This is a genomic window from Vibrio sp. CyArs1, from assembly GCF_022432925.1.
In the GTDB taxonomy this organism is placed as follows: domain Bacteria; phylum Pseudomonadota; class Gammaproteobacteria; order Enterobacterales; family Vibrionaceae; genus Vibrio; species Vibrio mediterranei.
The window spans coordinates 88,404-108,063 of the sequence record NZ_JAKRBO010000006.1 but is presented as its reverse complement, the minus strand read 5'-3'; the positions used below and the strand labels follow the sequence as shown (position 1 = coordinate 108,063).

Below are 19,660 nucleotides of genomic sequence, written 5' to 3'. Positions count from 1 at the left end.
CTATGATTGTTTGGAGTGTGGCTAACCAAAAAGGTGGAGTGGGTAAAACCACCACCACGGTAACGTTGGCAGGACTATTGAGCCAAAAGGGTCATCGAGTGTTGTTGATTGATACCGACCCTCATGCGTCATTGACCACCTATCTGGGTATGGATTCGGACGAGCTGGCTCATAGCTTGTTCGATTTGTTCCAACTGAAAGAATTCAGTGAGACGCGTGTTAAAGCGTTAATTCACCAGACCGAGATAGATAATATTGATATTTTGCCAGCTCATATGTCGCTGGCGACACTCGACCGCGTCATGGGTAATCGCAGTGGCATGGGACTTATCTTAAAACGCGCATTATTGGCACTTCGTGATGAGTACGATTATGTGTTGATAGACTGCCCACCAATATTAGGTGTGATGATGGTCAATGCGTTGGCGGCGAGTGATAGAATTTTAATCCCAGTACAGACCGAGTTTTTGGCTATGAAAGGGCTGGAAAGAATGGTGCGTACGTTGGCTATCATGCAGAAATCACGTCAACGCCCATTCAGGGTAACGATTGTCCCTACCATGTATGACAAACGAACTCGGGCATCTTTGCAAACACTCACCCAGCTTAAACACGATTATCCATCGCAAGTTTGGAGCTCTGCGGTACCTATCGATACCAAGTTTAGAGACGCAAGTCTTAAGCACTTACCTGCGTCGCATTTTGCCGCTGGAAGTCGTGGCGTATTTGCCTATAAGCAGCTGCTGATTTATTTAGAAAGGTTGGCTCAAGATGAAAGCTGATGCAGCTCCCCTCTCAAGCGAACAAGCGCTAGACGATTACTTTACGTCATTATTAGGGCTAGAAGATAGCCTTGATTTTGATAGTGGTGAGTCTGAGCCAATCGAAGTGAGTGAACCAGCTTCTGTTGTTGAAGTATCAGAAGCTGAGGCTTCTAGTGAGCAGCAGGGTTCACAATCTACTTGGCAACCTGAGCCTCAACTACAACTTAGCCAATCAAAAGAAGTTGCACGCACTTACGACGAACTTATCGCGGAAGCTGAAGAGCCTGACCTGCAACATCTTGAGAAGCTGTTTAGTGGGTTGCAGCAACAGTCAGAAGCTCAAGCACTTGAAGAGTCAATAGTTACTGAGCCAGACATAGTCGTTCAGGTTGAGTCAGAGCAAATTGCTGCTGAACCAGCAACAGAAGAAATTCAATCGTGGGATCTAGAAGAAACTTCGGATGTAACTAGTGATATTAAAGTTGATTCTGAGATTGCCGATACAGTTGATGTAGAACTAGTTACCGCAGATGGTGGGTCGGGTGAGCAGAACATTTGGCAAAATGGCGAGCGTACTGAAGGTTTTCAGGTGCTGTATTTTGATGTCAATGGTATGACGTTTGCCGTGCCTTTGGATGAGCTTGGTGGTATCCACCAGATTGGTGAGCTAAACCATTTGATTGGCAAACCTGCTTGGTATCTAGGGCTGCAGTCGAGTCGTGATAGTCAACTTGATGTGGTTGATACGGCTATGTGGGTAATGCCTGATGTTCTTAATGACGATAGTTACAAAGATGCTTATGAGTATATTGTGATGTTAGGTGAGAGCCATTGGGGACTGGCATCTACAGAACTTAAAGGTACTGAACTACTTAGACCAGAAGCAGTGCGCTGGAGAGAAAAGTCCGGTAAGCGTCCTTGGCTTGCTGGGATGGTAAAAGAACAAATGTGTGCGTTAGTTCATGTGTCTGAGCTAATTGACATGCTTAATGCTGGATTAGATGTTAAATCGGTACAGTAAACAACAAAATTAATGCTATTTGCTTCCGCTTTCATTATAAAGCAAGGCAGAAATGAATTGAGAGGAAGACTATGTCTCAAACGATGGATGTTGAACTAAGAAAAGATCAAGCTAACGATGAAGTGCTGCAATGGGTGACGTTTCAGTTAGAAGAAGAAACCTACGGCATCAATGTTATGCAAGTTCGAGAAGTACTTCGTTATACAGAGATAGCGCCTGTACCTGGAGCACCAGACTACGTATTGGGTATTATTAACCTCCGTGGCAACGTGGTCACGGTGATTGATACTCGTTCACGCTTTGGCTTGATGCCTGGTGAAATCACGGATAATACTCGTATCATTGTTATCGAATCTGAACGCCAAGTTATTGGTATTCTAGTCGACAGCGTGGCTGAAGTGGTTTATCTGCGCTCTTCTGAAATTGATACAACGCCAAGTGTTGGCACAGATGAAAGCGCGAAGTTCATTCAAGGGGTGAGCAACCGTGAAGGTAAATTGTTGATTCTTGTTGACCTAAATAAACTGCTCTCGGAAGATGAGTGGGATGAAATGGCTTACCTATAATGATTGACTCTGTGTCTTTGATGTCACCACTGCTATGGGGAGCGGTGGCATTAGCAATCATTCTCTTTGTATGGTTGGTGAGGGTTCATCGTGGCCTGAATTTGCATAAGGCACATGCTCGCCAGCAAAAGCGAGCGCTAGAGAAAGATGTAGAAAAATGCAATAAACAGCTTCTCGAAGTACGTTCGGTGCTAGTTGGACTTGGTCAGAAAGTATCTGAACAAGAAGAAATTATAGCCCACCTAACCGAGCGTATTATCGAGCTGGAAAATGTCGATAGTGACGGTCGTTTGTACACTCGCGCTAACAAAATGGTCAAACTGGGCGCGGATATCAACGAGCTTATCGAAGAGTGCGAACTTCCAAAGGCGGAAGCAGAGCTGATGCTCTCGCTGCAGAACAAAATTGCCGGCAAAGAAAAAGTGCCGCCTTTACACAAGGCAAAGCAACCTATCCGAGCACCTGCCAGTCAAGGTTATTCCTCCCTTAAAAAGAGCAGATAGACGTTACAGAACATCAATAACCCATTGATGTTCTTGTTCTATTTTAATAACAACGTTAACAATTCTTTACCTTTTTCTAGTCGTCATAGGTATACGGTTTGCTATTCTATGGTTCGGCATGATATGACAGATTAAGAAAATATATACCACTTTGTGGGTATATATTTCGTTTTAAGAACAGCAATTTATAGTTTCTTACCAAGTTTCGTGAAGCGAGTTTGATCATTATCGTTTAACGCTATTTTAGCTATGGTAAGATGGACGCCCTGTCGAACCAGTACGTAAATGAATGTTAGAAGTAACAAAATTAACAGCGATTCGCGATGACCGCGTATTATTTGAGAATTTATCTTTTTCTTTACAATTAGGCGATCTCGTACAGATTGAGGGCCGAAACGGTACCGGTAAAACCACGCTGATGCGTATTGTTGCTGGACTGGGAGATAAAGAAGAAGGTGAGATCAAATGGAACGGTGAAAAAATCGAATCCAGTCGGGAAGATTATCACCAATCTTTGTTGTTTCTAGGACACCAAACTGGCGTCAAACGCGATCTGACCGCGTTCGAAAATCTAAAGTTTTATCAGTCTATTCATGCTCCTGACACATCGACGGAACAGATTTTTTCTGCGTTAACCCAAGTCGGCCTTGCTGGTCGAGAAGATGTACCTGTTGCTCAACTTTCTGCAGGTCAACAACGCAGAGTAGCGTTGGCGCGTCTTTGGCTCAGTAAGCAACCATTGTGGATTTTGGATGAACCACTGACAGCGATCGATAAGCAGGGTGTTAAAGTGCTAGAAGATCTATTTCTCAATCATGCGGAACAGGGCGGTATCGTATTGTTAACGACTCACCAAGATATGTTTAGCGACAATCCTAAGCTCAAAAAGATCAAACTTGGAGAGTAGTATGATTGCGTCAATGATGAAAATAATCCGTCGAGAGCTACTCATTGCATTTCGTCGTCAAGCCGATATTTTCAATCCACTATGGTTTTTCATCATAGTGATTACTCTTTTTCCATTAAGTATCGGGCCTGAGCCAAACTTACTGGCGCGTATTGCTGCTGGTATTGTGTGGGTAGCCGCTTTGCTTTCTGCACTTTTGTCATTGGAGCGACTGTTTAAAGATGACTTCCAAGACGGGTCTCTTGAACAGATGATGCTCATGCCTATTCCCCTACAACTGGTTGTTATAGCAAAAATTATTGCTCACTGGTTGCTGACAGGGTTGCCTCTTATCATTATTAGTCCACTGCTGGCGATTTTGCTATCACTGGACTCAAATACATGGATTGCTGTCGTCTTAACTTTATTGGTGGGGACACCTACCTTGAGTTTTATAGGCGCTATCGGTGTTGCATTGACTGTTGGGTTGCAAAAAGGTGGGGTGCTACTGAGCTTGCTCGTATTGCCTCTCTATATTCCTATTCTAATATTTGCTACTTCTGCGATTGATGCAGCATCATTGGGTGTTGCGTATAATGGTCAGTTAGCTTTGCTAGCTGCTATGTTAGCCGGAGCCATGACTCTGACTCCGTTTGCTATCAGTGCCGCACTAAGAGTTAGCGTAAACTAAAAATATACCACGCTTACATTGCCGATTCGGCGATGAGAGAAATGTCGTCAAAGAGTGAGAAACACTATGTGGAAATGGCTCCATCCTTATGCCAAACCCGAAACCACTTACCAATTGTGCGGTAAGCTTTTACCATGGTTTGCCACGATAGCATTGCTATGCTTATCTATCGGCACCATCTGGGGGCTTGCGTTTGCACCTGCAGATTATCAACAAGGTGACAGCTTCCGTATTATCTATATTCACGTCCCTTCTGCAATTTGGTCTATGGGCGTGTATATGTCGATGGCGATTTCGGCATTTATTGGTCTAGTGTGGCAGGTCAAGTTGTCTAACTTAGCGGCTTTGGCCATGGCGCCAATTGGTGCGGTCTACACCTTCATCGCGCTGTTAACTGGTGCTGTGTGGGGCAAGCCTATGTGGGGTGCATGGTGGGTCTGGGATGCTCGTTTGACGTCAGAATTGATTCTTCTATTCCTTTATTTAGGTGTCATTGCGCTTTACCACGCGTTTGATGATCAAAAAACGGCAGCAAAAGCAGCGGGTATTCTTGCCATAGTAGGTGTGATTAACCTCCCTATAATCCATTTCTCTGTGGAGTGGTGGAACACGCTACATCAAGGCGCGACAATTACTAAGTTCGCTAAACCTTCGATTTCGAGCGACATGTTATGGCCACTGCTACTGAATATTTTCGGATTTGCCTTCTTCTTTGGAGCTGTGACGATGATTCGTTTACGTAATGAGATCATCAATAAAGAGGGGCACCGTCCGTGGGTGATCAAACTGGCTGAACAAGCCAAGCAAAGAGGTTAGATATTATGCATTTTGAATCTTTAGGTGACTTTTTTGCTATGGGAGGTTATGCCTCCTATGTTTGGAGTGCATTTGGCATCACCTTTTTGTCCATGATTATTCTTCTTGTGACTAGCGTGTCACGAGGAAAAAAACTACTTAAAGACGTTCAAGCTAAAGTCGATAGGCAGGCGCGTATCGAAGCAGCGAAAAATATGGAGAACACTCTATGAACCCAAGGCGTAAGAAAAGGCTCGGCATTATTCTGGCCATTTTCATTGGTATCGGTGCGACTGTTGGCTTGATCATTTATGCACTTAATCAAAACATGGATCTGTTCTATACACCAACGGAATTGGTGAATGGTAAGAAAGACGGCTCAAAACCTGAAATTGGCCAACGTCTGCGTATTGGTGGAATGGTGGTTGCAGGTTCGGTAAGTCGTGATACAGAATCACTGCGCGTCAGCTTCGATTTAGCTGATGTCGGTCCTAAGGTGACAGTGGTTTATGATGGTATTCTTCCTGACTTGTTCCGTGAAGGGCAGGGCATTGTTGCTCAAGGAGTACTAGTGGAGCCTACTAAGATTGAGGCTTTTGAAGTACTAGCTAAGCACGATGAAGAATACATGCCTCCTGAAGTAGCAGAAGCTATGAAGAAGACGCATGAACCACTGCAATATTCTCAAGAACAGAAACAAGGAAGCGGTCAATGATTGCTGAAATTGGTCACTTTGCACTGATACTCTCGTTGAGTTTATCAGTGTTACTCAGTATTTTGCCGCTCATAGGCGCATCGAAAAACAACACATTGCTAATGAACACAGCAAGGCCTCTCTCTTGGGGTATGTTCATTATGCTACTGTTGTCCTTTGTTATTCTCGAGTGGGCGTTTTACGTTAACGACTTTACGTTGCAGTATGTGGCGAATAACTCGAATACTCAGTTGCCTTGGTACTACCGTCTAACGGCAGTATGGGGTGCTCACGAAGGCTCACTATTACTATGGGTGCTGATTCAAGCGGCTTGGACCGTTGCTGTAGCTAGCTTTAGCCGAGGTATGCCTCAAGAGTCAGTCGCGCGAGTGCTAGCAGTGATGGGCATGATCACAGTAGGTTTCTTACTGTTTATCATTGTTACGTCAAACCCATTCTTAAGAACGTTACCTTTCTTCCCGGTTAACGGACGAGATCTCAACCCACTGTTGCAAGACCCTGGTTTGATCATCCACCCTCCAATGCTTTATATGGGTTATGTCGGCTTCTCGGTTGCGTTCTCATTTGCGATTGCATCATTGATGTCAGGCCGCTTGGATACTGCCTGGGCTCGCTGGTCTCGACCTTGGACAACCGCTGCATGGGTTTTCCTAACTCTAGGTATCGCACTAGGTTCATGGTGGGCATATTATGAGCTTGGCTGGGGCGGCTGGTGGTTCTGGGATCCAGTTGAAAATGCCTCGTTCATGCCTTGGTTAGCGGGTACCGCATTAATGCACTCGTTGGCGGTGACTGAAAAACGCGGCACGTTCAAAGCTTGGACGGTATTACTGGCGATTTCAGCATTCTCTTTGAGTTTGTTGGGTACCTTCTTAGTACGTTCCGGCATTTTGGTCTCAGTGCATGCGTTTGCCTCCGATCCGTCGCGCGGTATGTTTATCCTTGGTTTCTTAGTATTCGTGATAGGTGGTTCATTACTGCTGTTTGCTATGAAAGGCGCCTCGGTGAGAGTACGTGGTAACTTCGACTTGCTGTCACGTGAAAACGCGCTGTTGGGTAACAATGTTCTGTTGATGGCGGCGCTCGTCGTGGTGCTTGTTGGTACTTTACTACCACTTGTTCATAAACAGATTGGTCTGGGCTCAGTATCGATCGGTGCACCATTCTTTAATATGTTGTTTACTTGGCTAATGGTGCCATTCGCGTTCCTACTGGGTATCGGCCCTCTGATTCGCTGGAAGCGTGACAAAATGTCGACGCTTATTAAGCCAATGGTCATCTCTGGTGTTATCTCACTCGCTTTTTCTGCGCTGATGGTAACCGTTTTGGCTGAATACTTTACAGGTCTCGCATTCCTTGGATGGTTGATGGCATCTTGGATCATTACCATGCATGGTTTTGAACTTTACGAGCGTGCAACTCACCGCCACAGTTTTGCCAAAGGCATTACTAAGCTACCTCGCAGCCACTGGGCGATGATGTTGGGTCACATCGGCTTAGCGGTAAGCGTGATTGGTATCGCTATGGTGCAAAACTACAGCATTGAGCGCGATGTGCGTTTAGCACCGGGCGAGCATTACCAGATTAATGACTACGACTTCTACTTCAAAGGTCTGCGTGACAAAGATGGCCCGAACTACGATGGTTATATCGCTGACTTTGAAATCACCAAAGATGGTAAATACATCAACACCCTTCATGCAGAAAAGCGTTTCTATCGTACTGCTAAGTCTATGATGACTGAAGCCGCTATCGATCGTGGAGTGACTCGTGACTTGTATATTGCGATGGGTGAGCGTCTAGATGATGGTAAGTCATGGGCAGTTCGTATCTACCACAAACCGTTTGTTCGTTGGATTTGGTTAGGTGCACTGATTATGTCTATCGGTGGTGCATTAGCTATCAGTGATAAACGTTACCGTTTCAGAAAGACAGCGAAGGCGGAAGGAGACGCATAATGAATAAGAAGATCCTATTTATTCCTTTAGTCGCATTTCTAATTCTGGTGTCGGTCTTTGCCGTTCAGCTAGGGCGTAACCAGGCTGGGGATGATCCTACCAAGCTAGAATCGGTGCTGATTGGCAAACACGTTCCAGAGTTTCGTTTAGAAGATCTTGCCGAGCCTGGAAAGCTATACAATCAGGATATCTTCAAAGGTGAGCCTTTACTGCTTAATGTTTGGGCCACATGGTGTCCAACTTGTTATGCCGAGCACCAGTATCTCAATGAGCTTGCGGGGAATGGCGTCAAAATCATCGGTTTGAACTACAAAGATCAACGTAACAAGGCGATTCAATGGCTTAATGAGTTGGGTAATCCTTACTTGATTAGCCTGTTCGATGGTGATGGTATGCTAGGTCTAGATTTAGGGGTTTACGGTGCGCCTGAAACCTTCTTAATCGATGCTAATGGTGTGATTCGTTACCGTCACGTTGGTGATGTGAACGCTCGTAACTGGAGTGAGAAACTTCAGCCTCTATATCAGCAAATGTTAGAGGAGGCGAAAAAATGAAAAAGTGGTTAATCGCTTTAGCTTCTTCATTAGTGCTCGCGTTGGCAGCTAATGCTGCAATTGAAGTTCATGAGTTTGACTCGTTAGAACAGGAAAACCAGTTCAAAGAGCTAAACCACACGCTGCGTTGCCCCAAGTGTCAAAACAATACTATAGGTGACTCTAATGCTGAGCTTGCGGTAGACCTTCGTCAGAAAGTCTATGAGATGACCAAAGAAGGTAAATCTAAGCAAGAGATTATCGACTATATGATCGCTCGCTACGGTAACTTTGTGACTTATAATCCACCGCTGACATTCGCAACGGCGATCCTCTGGGTTGGCCCGTTATTTGTCGTGGTGTTCGGTTTTGGTCTGATTGTGATGCGCAGTCGTAAGAACCGCGCTAAGCAAACTGAACAAGCAGGCAGCGAGTGGAGCGATGAAAAAGAAGCTCAACTGAAAGCGTTGCTGGATGAAAAAGAGACTGGAGATAAGCAATAATGACACTTTTTTGGATATCAACAGTCGGTCTTGTTGTCGTTGCAATCGCACTGCTGGCAATCACTCTTAGCAGTAAGAAAGCCAACAACGATGAACAGCTTCGTGATGAATTAAACAAGGCATTCTATAAAGATCGTCTTTCTGAGTTGGAAGTAGAGAACGAAGAAGGCTTGGTAGAGAACCAACAAGACTTAATCGATGACCTTAAACAATCACTGCTTGACGATATTCCACAACAGCAGCAACAAACCGAGAAATTCAATATTTCGCCAATGGCGATACTGATTCCTTCTGTTGCTTTGGTTGTGATCTTGACTTATGGCATGTATATGCATTTTGGTGGTGCAACCAAGGTGAAAAATTGGCAAGAAGTCACGGCTAATCTTCCTGAATTGTCGAAGAAGCTGATGGCGGGCTCTGCTGAGCCAATGACTGAAGATGAGATGCAAGATCTTACTTTGGCATTGCGTACGCGTTTGCACTACCAAAAAGACGATGCAACGGGCTGGTTGCTGTTAGGTCGAATCGCCCTTGCGAATCGCGACGTGACAACCGCAACAGACGCGATGGAAAAAGCCTATCGCTTAACGCCTAATGATGCAGATGTTAAGTTAGGTTACGCTCAAGCTCTGATGATGTCTCAAGATGAAATGGACAATAATCGTGCAAGAAGCCTTCTTACTAGCCTGATTCAAGAAGAGTATGTTGATCTTCGAGTGTTCTCGCTATTGGCATTTGATGCATTTGAGCGAGAAGACTTCCCAGGCGCTATCCGTTACTGGTCGATTATGCAGAAAATGATTGGTCCAGAAGACAGCCGCTATGAAATGCTTTCTCGAAGCATTGAGAGTGCCAAAGCGCGTATGGGTGAGCCGATTGTTCAAGGTAAGTCAGTGGCGGTGACGATTTCACTAAGCCCTGATGCTCGTATCCCAGATGATGCAGCACTAATCGTCTCAGTACATCCAGCCGACGGTTCGCCAATGCCAGTTGCGGCAGCGCGCTATCCGCTAGGCACTTTCCCACGCACTGTTGTTTTGGATGATAACAACAGCATGATGGAAGGGCGTAAGCTATCAAGTTTAGATGGCCTTATTGTGAGAGTTCGTATCGACAGTGATGGTAATGTTGCTACTCGTGATGGCGATTGGTTTGGTGAAAGCCAGCCTGCTAAATTAGGTGATACCGTGGAGGTGTCTATTAATCAGCAGTACTGATGCCTATAACACATAGTCATACTGATTAATAAATATTGGCCTAGATTGTTGCTTTAACTAGCCTGTGTAGTTGCATACCGCTATACTCATTACTAGTGGTTATAACAACAATCTAGAGCTTAATTCCTAATTATCAAAGTATTAGGATAGAAAAATACGAATCTGCTCAGATTGTCATGGCTTATGGATGAGGTTATGCAGTCAGCATCAACCGGCAAAAAGATAACTCTTTTTGCCGTTTTTGTTTCTTGCGTATTTCTGTTTGGTTGCTCTTCATCTCCTGAAGAAATCCAGCCAATAGAAAGCCAAGAGACAACGACGACTTTGGATTCTAGCTCAAGTGAGTCCAGCGATCTGCAAGTCGAGAACAGTGAACAACAACCTGACAATGATACGACTCAGGTTGGCACCGATGTCTATGACCCCTTCGAGAGCTTTAACCGAGCAATGTGGGCGATTAACTATGACTATTTAGACCCCTATTTTGTGCGTCCCGTCTCTCTCGCCTATGTCAACTACACGCCTGACCCTGTCAGACTAGGGGTACGTAACTTCCTAGCGAACCTTGATGAGCCGTTTAGCGCTGTAAACAATGCTGTTATGGGGAATGGTGGCAAGGCGCTGGATCACTTAAATCGCTTTTGGATAAACAGTACGTTAGGTTTATTAGGCTTTATTGATATCGCGTCTGCGGCCGGTATTGAAAAGCGAGATAAAAAAGAGTTCGGTGATGCAATTGGGCATTATGGAGTCGGTACGGGCCCATATTTTATGATACCGGGTTACGGACCGATTACCTTGCGTGAAGGTGCGGATGTAGTAGATGGATTATATCCGCCAATATCTTTCTTAAACTTCTGGGCTAGCTTTGGCAAGTGGGCCTTGGAAGGAATGGAAAAACGCGCGCTAGTCGTCTCTCAAGAAGCAACACTCGAACAGTCACCAGATCCTTATTCTCTTACTCGGGATATTTATATCCAACGTCAGAACTACAAAGCAGAAGTAGTGGATGATGAAGTGGATGCCGAGGAAGAAGCTTATATTGATGACTACTTGGAGGATTTTGAGTAGCCTTCGGTCGGTACCATCGTCATTCTCGTGAAAACGAGAATCTCTTAAAGCGTGTGGTGACTTCAATAGAATGTCGTTGAGGACGTCACTTGTTGGATGAGATCCTCACTTTCGTGAGGATGACGAGTAATCCCTAATCAAAATAATCGTCATTCTCGTGAAAATGAGAATCTCTTAAAGCATGTTGAAAATTATAAAGAACTTAGAAGCGATAGTTAGCTTGTACGCCTACAATCCAAACATCACCTGAGATTTCACCAGTGAAATCACCAAAAACGGACGCAGCTTGGTCATGTGAGTCGCGAGGTTCAACGATTGGAGCTTTACGCGCCATTATATAAGTCAAACCACCATCCAAAGTGAACTGTTCTGTAAATGCATAGCTAGCACCAGCACTTAACCATGTACGATCTGTTTCTGGAATAGTGGTTGTACGGTATTTATCGTCAACAGCTGACATATCGTAAGCAACACCACCACGCAACGTTACTTTTTTATTTAAACTGTACGTAGTACCCAGAGCGAAACGATAGCTATCTTTCCAGTATTCACCTTTAATATGATCGCTCATACCATTGTCGTATTCGGCAACAAGTTTGTCGAAGTCACTCCATTGAGTCCAGTTGATGCTTCCATGAACTGCCCATTTTTCATTTAGCTGATGGAATGAAGCTAGTTCAAGGGTTGCTGGTAGAGGGACTGAGAGCGTTCCGCCAATACTTTGGTTTGGTACTAATAAACCACTGGCATCACCTTCGAAGTCCATAGTCACTTTCGACTTATAAGCAATACCAACACGGTTGTCAGGATTAATCTGCCAAGCCGCACCAAGCTGATAGCCCCAAGAGCTATCCTTTCCTTCCATATACTTCAGGTCAGTGCCTGCTACAGGAACTGATGCACCAAAATGTCCTTCTCCAGTGACGAAACGAATACCGCCACCAATACTAAATTGCTCGTTGACTTTATAGCCTAAGCTAGCGACAGCTTCTACGGTCATTACTTTCGCTTGATTGCCATATTGGGTAGCAAGGAAACTGCTATCAAGCTCTGTTTCCATACCGTAGTTTGACCCTAGAGCGAGACCTGCAGTAAAACTATCATTAATTTGATGTGACACATATAAGTTAGGAACAGGTGCACTATGAGCAATGTCTTTCGCTTCGGTGTAGCCAAATCTAGAAGAGGTACCGGTAACGTCAATATTTGGGTCGACATAAAGCACACCACCAGATATCTGAGTACCCTCTAGATAAGTCAACATTGCTGGGTTACGCCATTGTGCGCTTGCATTGTCAGCCATTGCTGCCTCACCTGCAAATGCGCGTCCTAGACCAGTCGCTGAATATTCTGCTAGTTGAAAACCTGCCGCTGAGACCTGTGTAGAGGAGAGCAGCCCCAAAACCACTGCAAGAGATAGGGGAGTTCGTTTTGAAATTGTCATTATTGTTCGCTCAAAGTATTTCCATTTAGAGCGGTGATTCTATTTTTAGAGTAAATGCTTTAAAACTAATTTATTACAAATACATCATTTTTGAATTTAAATATCGTAAAAATAGGTTGTTGTGGGCTAATAATCTAGATGTTATGGTGATGTTTCAAAAATTCAGCTTACATCTGTATACAAAAATTAAGAAAAGGTATGACCAGTTGTATGCTGAAAGTGAAGGTTAGAGTAGGGGTAGATAGAAAAAAGGGTCGGAATACCGACCCTTAAGAACTTTAGCTATTTAGCTTAGAAGCTGTAGCTGTATTGGATACCTGCAAGCCATGCGTTAGCATGTGTGGTTGCAGTTAGTTCTGGAGCTAAAGGAGCGCTCGATTCAGTTACAGCAACATCTTTACCTGCTAGGTAAGTTAGACCTAGGTCAATCGTGTGGTGTTTCTTGAAGTTATAACCGGCACCGACAGAGAACCATTGACGATCTGAGTCTGGTACAGAGATCGAGCGGTCTTGGTCTTGTGCTGCTGTGTCATACATATAGCCAGCACGTAGGGTCCATTCTTCATTTAAGTAGTACGTACCACCTAGAGCAAAGTGGTAGCCATCTTGCCAGTTGTATTCTTTAATAGTTGCGTTGTTATTAGTTTCAACTTTGTCAAATACGCTCCAACCAATCCATTGAACGCTATAGTGAACCGCGAATTTGGTATCAGTAATTTTGTGGAAACCACTAAACTCTACCATGCTAGGTAGCTTTAGATCGATGCTGCTGGCATTTGGATCCAATGCAAACTCTACAGTACCGTCAGCAGTGACCGTTGGGCTGTAGTGATATGCTAGACCAAATCGATTGTCTTCATTCAGCTCAAATACCGTACCAACATTGAAGCCAACACCCACACCGTTTGCATCGATATTTACTACATCGCTTTCACCCAAGCCCGGCGTTAGCGGACTTGTGCTTCTTTCAAGTTTACCTGAACCTTGAACGATATCTACACCACCACCGATACTCCATTGCTCATTAATGCGGTATGCTGCGTTTAGCGTGTAGTTGATGCTGGAAATCTCAGTAGTACCGCCGTATACCTTCGCTAAATTAGTATTGCCGAATGAGTCATCAAAATTGTTAGTAGTACCGAAGTTCGAGTAAATGCCCGCACCCAGAGCCCATTTGTCATTTAGACGATGAATATAGTAGATGTTCGGTACATAAGAAGTGGCTGTATTATTCGCATCTGGTTCTTGTTGTCCATACGGTGGGGCTCCAGCACCACCGATATCTTTAACATCAATGCTAGATGCGATGACATTCAAACCACCAGAAAACTGGTGCGAATCAAACAACGTCATAGCTGCCGCGTTACGCGCCATTACCGAAGCGTTATCCGCAATTACTGCATCACCCGCAAACGCACGACCTAAGCCTGTTGCTGATTGAGAGTTAAGTTGGAAACCTGCTGCTGCTGCATGTTGAGAGGCGAAAGTGAGTGACGAGACTGCCACTGCTAATAGTGTTTTTTTATACAGACGCGAAGTAGTCATTTAGTATACATCCTTTTTTGTAATCGCCTCTTTGGGCGTTAGTGAAAATTGAGTTAATGCTCAATTTCGGGGCTGATCCTAATCGCTAGTATAGGCAATAGAAATCTGACCAGTAACTAAAATCGCGTAAAAAGTATATAAATGATGACTATTTGGCAGGAAATGCATCGAAAAAGGTTATTTCTAGAGTTGATACTCTAAAAATAACAATATCAATAAAAAAAGAGCCCTATCCGGAAATAGGGCTCTTTTATCTATAAAATTAAGCAGGGTTAAGGATTTTCTTAATGTTTTCGCCGATTTTACTAAAGTCTTCACCTTCTTCACCAACAAGGATGAAACTGGCATCGCCAATCGGTTCGACCATTCCCGCCATTCCATCTTTATCGAAAGACTTAGTTTGTCCGCTCGCGATGCCTGTTAAGAACAGGGTCACTTTGCCTTTTTCACCTTGAAATACCATGTGCATTGCATTGGACTCACCAAAACCGCAGTGATTCAAATAATAAACATGGTAAGGAAAGCTCTGGCCGATCTGATAAGCAAATGGCAGCAATTTAGCATTAATTTGAGCTTTAGAGACGTTTTCATCAAGTGGCTCAATAAAGCCCATTTCTTCATGAACATGTTTCATAGCTGTATCAGATAACGAAGCTTGTGCCGGTGAAACAACCACATTCCCCCAATTAACTTGGCCTACTAGTAAACCAAAGGCAAAAGCGATAGACGCTGCTAATGAAAGCGCGCGCTTACCGAATTTCACTTTGACCACGTTGCTTTCTGGTTGGTTAAATAAGATCCGGTCAGCTAAATCATCGGGAACATCGACTTTCATCGCTTGTTCGATTCGAGCGTCCAATGACAAAATATCTTCCATATATTTCGCATTGTTTTCGCTTTGTTGGATCGCTTCCAATAACTCAGCATCTTTCGCCTTCGGATCGGACATAATACGACGACGGAATTCTAACTCATCCATTGTGTTGCCCCCTAGGTGAATCCGCAGACTCCAACATTTCCTTGAGCTGGTTGCGTGCTCTAAATAATCGAGTCATTACAGTGTTTTTGTTAAGGTCGAGGATCGAGCCGATTTCTTCACCACTAAAGCCACCAACGACTTGTAGAAAGAGCGGTTCTCGATACTCGACATCGAGTTTCATAATTTGTGCTTGAAGCCATTCCTGCTGATGGTGCGGATCATCAGAAACCTTTGCATCATTGCCATAATCATCGATATCGACGAGATCAAACTGCTTACGTTCAAAACGTCGAGCATTCTCTCTACGTAGAATCGTGATAAGCCATGACTTCGCGGCTTTTTCATCTTGAAGGCTATCCAGAGACTTCCAAGCACGCAAGCAGGTTTCTTGAACAAGATCTTCAGCGACGGGCTTATCTTTACACAACCAATAAGCGTATCGATAAAGATCTCTATGATAAGCACGAACCAGTGCTTCGTATTTTCTTTGTTTGTCCATATTCGAGTTGACCGGACTACTCGAAGATTTCTTTCCAAACTTTTTTATAAATGACACAGGAGCCCCCGTTTTTGCTCTGTGATTCGTGTTTTTTTCCCTGGATTTACAGCAAAGTCACTCAAAATTGATCTAGTTCAAAATTAAGACCTGAGGAGCGGTTATATTAACCCTTGTCATCTCGTTGGTCTTTCGGGACTAACATGTTGAGCAAGATGACACTTCCTTTTGAAGGCTGACTTTACTTTCTCCTAATCAGGAAACTGATTATTTTCAATTGGCGCAAGTTAATTGCTTTATAGATTCCAACCACACAATTTACTGTGTGGTTTTTTTTTGCTCGTAGAATCTATCTTCTTGTTTTCACTGTTCCTATTGTCGCTTAGCTTACGTCATTCTCATATTCCATTTTGGTCGACCATATCACGTTATTCAATAAATCCATCAAGTTTTATTAAACGACTGTTTTAAATTCTTAACATCTTCGTTACAATGCTGTGGTCAGACCTCTTAGGAAGGAGAAATTATGAGCAGTAAGGAAGTGGGGAAAATCGATCTCACCACCCGTAACGGCGAACGTATCGCTGTAGTTGCAGGGTTGCGCACCCCTTTTGCGCGCCAAAGCACCGAATTTAGCCAAGTACCCGCTGTTGACCTAGGAAAGATGGTCGTTGCCGAAATGATGGCACGTACCGATATCGACCCTAAGTTAATTGACCAAGTGGTATTTGGTCAGGTTGTTCAGATGCCAGAAGCCCCTAACATTGCACGAGAAATTGTTCTTGGCACAGGCATGAACATTCATACTGACGCTTATAGTGTGACAAGAGCTTGTGCGACTAGTTTCCAAGCTGCTGCCAATGTCTGCGAAAGTATTATGGCTGGCACCATTGATGTTGGGATTGCTGGTGGCGCCGATTCATCTTCTGTTTTACCTATTGGGGTTTCTAAAAAACTGGCTGCGAACCTTCTTGCTTTGAGTAAAACTAAAACAGTCGGCCAAAAACTTAGCATTCTTAAGAAGTTGTCTTTCAAGGACCTTATGCCTGTGCCACCTGCGGTTGCAGAGTATTCGACTGGATTATCCATGGGACAAACGGCTGAACAGATGGCGAAATCTCATGGAATCACCCGTCTTGAACAAGATGAGTTAGCGCATCGCTCTCACTCTCTTGCAGCGCAAGCTTGGAAAGAGGGCAAAGTGCGTGATGAGGTAATGACGGCCTTCCCTGAACCATATAAGAAGAGCCTAGATCAAGATAACAACATCCGTCATGACTCAGAGCTTGCTAGCTATAGTAAGCTTCGTCCAGCATTCGATCGCCAATATGGCACCGTAACTGCGGCTAACAGTACGCCGCTGACTGATGGCGCTGCAGCGATTATGTTGATGCGTGAAGGTCGAGCTAAAGAGCTGGGTTTAGAAATCAAAGGCTATATCCGTTCTTATGCGTTCTCTGCTATTGGCGTTCGTGAAGATATGCTGATGGGGCCATCTTATGCAACACCTATGGCACTAGATCGCGCTGGAATCTCGTTATCAGATTTAACGCTTATCGACATGCATGAAGCCTTCGCGGCTCAAGCACTTTCTAACGTCAAGATGTTTGCAAGCGAGTCGTTTGCTAAAGAAAAACTTGGCCGTTCGAGTGCAATTGGTGAAATCGATATGGAGAAATTCAACGTACTTGGTGGTTCACTTGCCTATGGCCACCCATTCGCAGCCACTGGTGCACGAATGATTACGCAAACACTGAACGAGCTTAAGCGTCGCGGTGGTGGATTAGCGCTTAACACCGCTTGCGCGGCTGGTGGTTTAGGTGCGGCAATGATTCTGGAGGTAGAATAATGAGCGAGCAAAAAGCCTTTCATCTTAATGTTGATGAGCAGAACATTGCATGGCTTGGAATAGATGTTCCAGGTGAGAAAATGAATACCCTTCAGGCTGCGTTTGCCGATGAAATGGCACAAGTTTTTTCTGAGCTTGAAGAGAAAAAATCGGCACTTAAAGGGTTGATTGTCCACTCATTGAAATCGGATAACTTTATTGCCGGAGCAGATGTGAGAATGCTTGATGCATGTACATCTGCAGAAGAAGCACAAGCGTTAGCTGCAAAAGGGCAAGAGATGTTCCAGCAGCTTTCCGATCTTCCATTCCCTGTTGTTGCTGCGATTCACGGTCCCTGCTTGGGCGGTGGTCTAGAACTCGCACTTGCTTGTGATTATCGTGTATGTAGTGATGCGGATATTACTAAGCTAGGACTACCAGAAGTTCAGCTTGGTTTGCTTCCTGGCTCAGGTGGCACACAGCGACTACCGAGACTTATTGGGCTACTGCCTTCTCTTGACCTTATTCTTACGGGTAAGCAACTTCGCGCCAAAAAGGCGAAAAAACTTGGTGTCGTCGATGCGAGTGTGCCACACACTATTTTGTTGGACGTGGCGAAAGATTTCTTAGGTAAGGGTAAAAAGCGCAAAGCGAAAAAGCTCACCAAGAAAGAAGTGTTGATGTCAGGTACCGGTCTTGGTCGTAAAGTTATCTTTGACCAAGCAGCGAAGAAGACCAACGAAAAAACACGCGGTAACTATCCTGCGGCCGATGCCATTTTAGATGTAATTCGCTATGGTCTCGAAAAAGGCATGAAGAAAGGGCTGGAGAATGAAGCTAAACGCTTTGGCGAATTAGTGATGACTTCAGAATCTAAAGCGTTACGTTCTATTTTCTTCGCTACCACAGAGATGAAGAAAGAATTTGGTAGTGACGCGCAGCCTAAAGCCGTCGACAACGCTGTGGTACTTGGTGGTGGCTTAATGGGGGCGGGTATTACTCACGTCACCGTATGCAAAGCGAAAGTGCCAGTTCGCATTAAAGATGTTGCTAATGAAGGCATTGTGAATGCGCTTAATTACAACTTTAAGTTGTTAGAGAAAAAGCGTAAGCGTCGCATTATCTCTAAAGCGGATCTACAAGCGCAAATGTTGCAAATGGCTGGCGGCACAGACTTTACCGGTTTTGCCAAGGCCGATGTTGTGGTCGAAGCGGTATTTGAAGATCTATCGTTGAAACAACAGATGGTGAATGACGTCGAGAGCAACGCTAAACCAGAAACCATTTTTGCTACCAATACGTCATCCATTCCTATCGCGCAGATTGCTGAAAAAGCGGAACGTCCAGAAAATGTGGTTGGTCTGCATTACTTTAGTCCAGCCGATAAAATGCCGTTGGTGGAAGTGATTCCGCATGAAGGTACATCGGATGAAACTATCGCGACTATGGTTAAGTTTGCCAGAAAGCAAGGTAAAACACCGATTGTTGTTAAAGACCAAGCAGGCTTCTACGTAAACCGTATTCTTGCGCCTTACATGAATGAAGCGGCAAACGTCCTACTATCAAACGAGCCGATTGAAGCACTTGATAACGCTTTGTTGGACTTTGGTTTCCCTGTCGGACCTATCACACTGTTAGATGAAGTAGGTGTTGATATTGGCGCCAAGATCATGCCAATTTTAGTCGCTGAACTAGGCGAGCGATTCCAAGGTCCGGATGTTTTCGACAAACTATTAAACGATGGTCGTAAAGGCAGAAAAACAGGTAAGGGTTTCTACACCTATAAAGGTAAAAAGAAGTCAGTGGACAGTTCGGTGTACAGCGTTCTTGGCCTGAAACCTGAAGCTAAGATGTCTGAGAAAGATATCGCTATTCGCTGTGCTTTACCTATGTTGAATGAAGCAGTGCGCTGCTTGGACGAAGGCATTATTCGCAGTCCACGTGATGGTGACATTGGTGCGATCTTCGGTATTGGTTTCCCACCATTCTTAGGTGGTCCTTTCCGCTATATGGATACGATTGGAATTAAGAAAGTCGTTGAGTTGATGAACCAGCACGCTGAGAAATACGGTGACCGCTTTGCGCCATGCGACGGCTTGTTAACTCGAGCTGGACTTGACGAAACCTTCTATAAATAAGCGTTAA

At 44.4% G+C, this 19,660-nt stretch carries 20 protein-coding genes; 16 read left to right on the top strand and 4 right to left on the bottom strand.

What is annotated here, in order from left to right; all coding sequences use genetic code 11:
• Positions 1 to 2 precede the first annotated feature (2 nt).
• From MMA19_RS17890 to MMA19_RS17825, 14 genes are all read left to right on the top strand, one after another.
• Entirely contained in the window at positions 3 to 782 is a 780-nt protein-coding gene (locus MMA19_RS17890; protein WP_240206849.1) for a ParA family protein, read from the top strand.
• Positions 772 to 1,785, top strand: a complete 1,014-nt coding sequence (locus MMA19_RS17885; protein WP_240206848.1) for a chemotaxis protein CheW — start codon at positions 772 to 774, stop codon at positions 1,783 to 1,785. The genes MMA19_RS17890 and MMA19_RS17885 overlap by 11 nt, the downstream gene beginning before the upstream one ends.
• A gap of 71 nt (positions 1,786 to 1,856) precedes the next feature.
• Positions 1,857 to 2,351, top strand: a complete 495-nt coding sequence (locus MMA19_RS17880) for a chemotaxis protein CheW (RefSeq protein WP_006069986.1) — start codon at positions 1,857 to 1,859, stop codon at positions 2,349 to 2,351.
• A complete protein-coding gene (locus MMA19_RS17875) occupies positions 2,351 to 2,854 on the top strand; it encodes a DUF2802 domain-containing protein (RefSeq protein ID WP_062457924.1) in 504 nt (167 codons plus the stop codon). Before MMA19_RS17880 ends, MMA19_RS17875 begins: the two co-directional genes overlap by 1 nt.
• 289 nt (positions 2,855 to 3,143) lie before the next feature.
• A complete protein-coding gene (ccmA, locus tag MMA19_RS17870; RefSeq protein WP_006069988.1) occupies positions 3,144 to 3,761 on the top strand; it encodes a cytochrome c biogenesis heme-transporting ATPase CcmA in 618 nt (205 codons plus the stop codon).
• A 1-nt stretch (position 3,762) separates the two neighbouring features.
• Positions 3,763 to 4,431 (top strand): heme exporter protein CcmB, encoded by a 669-nt coding sequence (gene ccmB, locus MMA19_RS17865; protein WP_006069989.1) that lies wholly within the window; start codon positions 3,763 to 3,765, stop codon positions 4,429 to 4,431.
• Positions 4,432 to 4,497: 66 nt separating this feature from the next.
• Positions 4,498 to 5,247, top strand: coding sequence for a heme ABC transporter permease (locus tag MMA19_RS17860; RefSeq protein ID WP_171391752.1), 750 nt, complete (start codon positions 4,498 to 4,500; stop codon positions 5,245 to 5,247).
• Positions 5,248 to 5,252: 5 nt separating this feature from the next.
• A complete protein-coding gene (gene ccmD, locus MMA19_RS17855) occupies positions 5,253 to 5,459 on the top strand; it encodes a heme exporter protein CcmD (RefSeq protein WP_006069991.1) in 207 nt (68 codons plus the stop codon).
• Complete coding sequence (gene ccmE, locus MMA19_RS17850) at positions 5,456 to 5,941, top strand: cytochrome c maturation protein CcmE (RefSeq protein WP_006069992.1); 486 nt, start codon at positions 5,456 to 5,458, stop codon at positions 5,939 to 5,941. The genes ccmD and ccmE overlap by 4 nt, the downstream gene beginning before the upstream one ends.
• A complete protein-coding gene (locus MMA19_RS17845) occupies positions 5,938 to 7,899 on the top strand; it encodes a heme lyase CcmF/NrfE family subunit (RefSeq protein WP_240206846.1) in 1,962 nt (653 codons plus the stop codon). Before ccmE ends, MMA19_RS17845 begins: the two co-directional genes overlap by 4 nt.
• Complete coding sequence (locus tag MMA19_RS17840) at positions 7,899 to 8,453, top strand: DsbE family thiol:disulfide interchange protein (RefSeq protein WP_006069994.1); 555 nt, start codon at positions 7,899 to 7,901, stop codon at positions 8,451 to 8,453. Before MMA19_RS17845 ends, MMA19_RS17840 begins: the two co-directional genes overlap by 1 nt.
• Positions 8,450 to 8,935: a cytochrome c-type biogenesis protein gene (locus tag MMA19_RS17835; RefSeq protein ID WP_063606428.1), complete on the top strand. Its 486-nt coding sequence runs from the start codon at positions 8,450 to 8,452 to the stop codon at positions 8,933 to 8,935. Before MMA19_RS17840 ends, MMA19_RS17835 begins: the two co-directional genes overlap by 4 nt.
• The gene (gene ccmI / locus MMA19_RS17830; RefSeq protein ID WP_240206845.1) at positions 8,935 to 10,152 is read left to right on the top strand and encodes a c-type cytochrome biogenesis protein CcmI; all 1,218 of its coding nucleotides are present in this window, start codon (positions 8,935 to 8,937) and stop codon (positions 10,150 to 10,152) included. The genes MMA19_RS17835 and ccmI overlap by 1 nt, the downstream gene beginning before the upstream one ends.
• A gap of 195 nt (positions 10,153 to 10,347) precedes the next feature.
• Positions 10,348 to 11,223, top strand: coding sequence for an MlaA family lipoprotein (locus tag MMA19_RS17825; RefSeq protein WP_240206844.1), 876 nt, complete (start codon positions 10,348 to 10,350; stop codon positions 11,221 to 11,223).
• 202 nt (positions 11,224 to 11,425) lie between these two features.
• Here the strand turns inward: MMA19_RS17825 and MMA19_RS17820 are convergent, their stop codons facing one another.
• The 4 genes from MMA19_RS17820 to MMA19_RS17805 all read right to left on the bottom strand — a co-directional run bounded on the left by MMA19_RS17820 (position 11,426) and on the right by MMA19_RS17805 (position 15,690).
• The gene (locus MMA19_RS17820; RefSeq protein ID WP_240206842.1) at positions 11,426 to 12,667 is read right to left on the bottom strand and encodes an outer membrane protein transport protein; all 1,242 of its coding nucleotides are present in this window, start codon (positions 12,665 to 12,667) and stop codon (positions 11,426 to 11,428) included.
• A 291-nt stretch (positions 12,668 to 12,958) separates the two neighbouring features.
• On the bottom strand, positions 12,959 to 14,212 hold the full coding sequence (locus MMA19_RS17815) for an outer membrane protein transport protein (protein WP_171389982.1): 1,254 nt from the start codon (positions 14,210 to 14,212) through the stop codon (positions 12,959 to 12,961).
• 262 nt (positions 14,213 to 14,474) lie between these two features.
• Positions 14,475 to 15,191: a DUF3379 domain-containing protein gene (locus MMA19_RS17810; protein ID WP_240206841.1), complete on the bottom strand. Its 717-nt coding sequence runs from the start codon at positions 15,189 to 15,191 to the stop codon at positions 14,475 to 14,477.
• On the bottom strand, positions 15,184 to 15,690 hold the full coding sequence (locus tag MMA19_RS17805; protein WP_006070001.1) for a sigma-70 family RNA polymerase sigma factor: 507 nt from the start codon (positions 15,688 to 15,690) through the stop codon (positions 15,184 to 15,186). The genes MMA19_RS17810 and MMA19_RS17805 overlap by 8 nt, the downstream gene beginning before the upstream one ends.
• 538 nt (positions 15,691 to 16,228) lie before the next feature.
• Between MMA19_RS17805 and fadI the strand changes: the two genes are divergently transcribed.
• Positions 16,229 to 17,536: an acetyl-CoA C-acyltransferase FadI gene (gene fadI / locus MMA19_RS17800; RefSeq protein ID WP_038229680.1), complete on the top strand. Its 1,308-nt coding sequence runs from the start codon at positions 16,229 to 16,231 to the stop codon at positions 17,534 to 17,536.
• The gene (fadJ, locus tag MMA19_RS17795; protein WP_240206839.1) at positions 17,536 to 19,653 is read left to right on the top strand and encodes a fatty acid oxidation complex subunit alpha FadJ; all 2,118 of its coding nucleotides are present in this window, start codon (positions 17,536 to 17,538) and stop codon (positions 19,651 to 19,653) included. Before fadI ends, fadJ begins: the two co-directional genes overlap by 1 nt.
• Positions 19,654 to 19,660: the final 7 nt, after the last annotated feature.

Bases quoted from the DNA above. Each gene is read 5' to 3' on its own strand.
- ccmB (WP_006069989.1), top strand. From the start codon at position 3,763: ATGATTGCGTCAATGATGAAAATAATCCGTCGAGAGCTACTCATTGCA.
- MMA19_RS17890 (WP_240206849.1), top strand. From the start codon at position 3: ATGATTGTTTGGAGTGTGGCTAACCAAAAAGGTGGAGTGGGTAAAACC.
- MMA19_RS17810 (WP_240206841.1), bottom strand. From the start codon at position 15,191: ATGGATGAGTTAGAATTCCGTCGTCGTATTATGTCCGATCCGAAGGCG.
- MMA19_RS17880 (WP_006069986.1), top strand. From the start codon at position 1,857: ATGTCTCAAACGATGGATGTTGAACTAAGAAAAGATCAAGCTAACGAT.
- MMA19_RS17860 (WP_171391752.1), top strand. From the start codon at position 4,498: ATGTGGAAATGGCTCCATCCTTATGCCAAACCCGAAACCACTTACCAA.
- MMA19_RS17825 (WP_240206844.1), top strand. From the start codon at position 10,348: ATGCAGTCAGCATCAACCGGCAAAAAGATAACTCTTTTTGCCGTTTTT.
- ccmI (WP_240206845.1), top strand. From the start codon at position 8,935: ATGACACTTTTTTGGATATCAACAGTCGGTCTTGTTGTCGTTGCAATC.
- ccmA (WP_006069988.1), top strand. From the start codon at position 3,144: ATGTTAGAAGTAACAAAATTAACAGCGATTCGCGATGACCGCGTATTA.
- ccmD (WP_006069991.1), top strand. From the start codon at position 5,253: ATGCATTTTGAATCTTTAGGTGACTTTTTTGCTATGGGAGGTTATGCC.
- ccmE (WP_006069992.1), top strand. From the start codon at position 5,456: ATGAACCCAAGGCGTAAGAAAAGGCTCGGCATTATTCTGGCCATTTTC.
- MMA19_RS17820 (WP_240206842.1), bottom strand. From the start codon at position 12,667: ATGACAATTTCAAAACGAACTCCCCTATCTCTTGCAGTGGTTTTGGGG.
- MMA19_RS17875 (WP_062457924.1), top strand. From the start codon at position 2,351: ATGATTGACTCTGTGTCTTTGATGTCACCACTGCTATGGGGAGCGGTG.
- MMA19_RS17805 (WP_006070001.1), bottom strand. From the start codon at position 15,690: ATGGACAAACAAAGAAAATACGAAGCACTGGTTCGTGCTTATCATAGA.
- MMA19_RS17840 (WP_006069994.1), top strand. From the start codon at position 7,899: ATGAATAAGAAGATCCTATTTATTCCTTTAGTCGCATTTCTAATTCTG.
- fadJ (WP_240206839.1), top strand. From the start codon at position 17,536: ATGAGCGAGCAAAAAGCCTTTCATCTTAATGTTGATGAGCAGAACATT.
- MMA19_RS17815 (WP_171389982.1), bottom strand. From the start codon at position 14,212: ATGACTACTTCGCGTCTGTATAAAAAAACACTATTAGCAGTGGCAGTC.
- MMA19_RS17835 (WP_063606428.1), top strand. From the start codon at position 8,450: ATGAAAAAGTGGTTAATCGCTTTAGCTTCTTCATTAGTGCTCGCGTTG.
- MMA19_RS17845 (WP_240206846.1), top strand. From the start codon at position 5,938: ATGATTGCTGAAATTGGTCACTTTGCACTGATACTCTCGTTGAGTTTA.
- MMA19_RS17885 (WP_240206848.1), top strand. From the start codon at position 772: ATGAAAGCTGATGCAGCTCCCCTCTCAAGCGAACAAGCGCTAGACGAT.